Here is a 994-nt window from a genome sequence, read left to right as displayed (position 1 = left end):
TCTCGTTGTAGTCGTTGTGCCGTGCGGCGTTCAGCTGTTACGCACGCCGGTGATCTGGATCTCGCTCGTTTCGAGATCGAGCGAGCTCTGCACCATGAATTCGAGCGGATACGGGTCCATGTGCACGAGGCCCCGTACCTCGAACGCAAGGACGTTGTGATGTTCGCCGGCGTCGGTCGTCCGGCTCGGCGACACCACCAGCGAATCGGGGATCAGCCGCGGCTCGAAATCGGTGATGGCTTGGCGGATCATCCGCTCGATGTCGTTCCACTGGCGCGACGCGAGGAAGGTGCCCGAGAGCGGCGGTACACCAAAGTTGACCGTCGAAGCGGCTGCATGCGGATAGCGCGCGCGATCGATCTGGTCTTCGATGCTGGTCGTGTTGAGCAGGTACGCCAGGTCACGCTGCACGATGTCGCGCATCTGTCTGCGCGTGACGGTGTATTCCTCGGGGGCCTCCACGTGACGGTGCGGTGCGTCGTCGCGCAGCCGGTCGAGCAGGGTTGGCATCAGGTGCGCACTGGCCCTTCGTGGCGTCCGTGAGGCCAGCACGTCTGCGGGAGAAGAAGGCTTCCTGCGCTCAGTCATTGACCGGTTCCCCGGCGGTGGCGCCGTCCACAGTCGTCGACCCATGCGGCATGCCGAACGTTGTGTCGGCCAGCTCGAACAGCCCGAAGTCGCCCTGTTCGGTCGTCCAGGTTTTCTGTCCGAGTGCGATGACGGCGGTACGCCCCGACTTATGCCACACTGTTTCATGGCCGAGACGCAGCGAATCGTTTGCCGCATCGGAACCGGGGTAACGTGCGGGCATGAAGCCGCGCACGACGCTGCCATCGGTCAGCGTCAGCACACATGGCGCCCAGACAAGATCGATCAGATTCGTGGGCGGTGACACACGCCACGCGGCCAGATCGGCGAACGGCACCCAGCGATAGTGTCCCGCCGTGATGAACTCGCATACAGGACCGAAACGCGAGTCGCTGTCCGCAATCCA

General features: G+C 63.8%; 2 protein-coding genes. Both read right to left on the bottom strand.

All coding sequences use genetic code 11. From position 1 onward, the window contains the following. Window positions 1-30: 30 nt before the first annotated feature. Complete coding sequence (gene tssE, locus DPV79_RS41495) at window positions 31-588, bottom strand: type VI secretion system baseplate subunit TssE (RefSeq protein WP_113048179.1); 558 nt, start codon at window positions 586-588, stop codon at window positions 31-33. Beyond that, a partial coding sequence (locus DPV79_RS41490) for a type VI secretion system accessory protein TagJ (RefSeq protein WP_279636650.1) occupies window positions 581-994 on the bottom strand: 414 nt, incomplete at its 5' end. The genes tssE and DPV79_RS41490, both read right to left, overlap by 8 nt.

The organism is Burkholderia reimsis (assembly GCF_003294055.1).
In the GTDB taxonomy this organism is placed as follows: Bacteria; Pseudomonadota; Gammaproteobacteria; order Burkholderiales; family Burkholderiaceae; genus Burkholderia; species Burkholderia cepacia.
The sequence above is the reverse complement of the archived record's forward strand: the minus strand, read 5'-3'. Positions and strand labels throughout refer to the sequence as shown.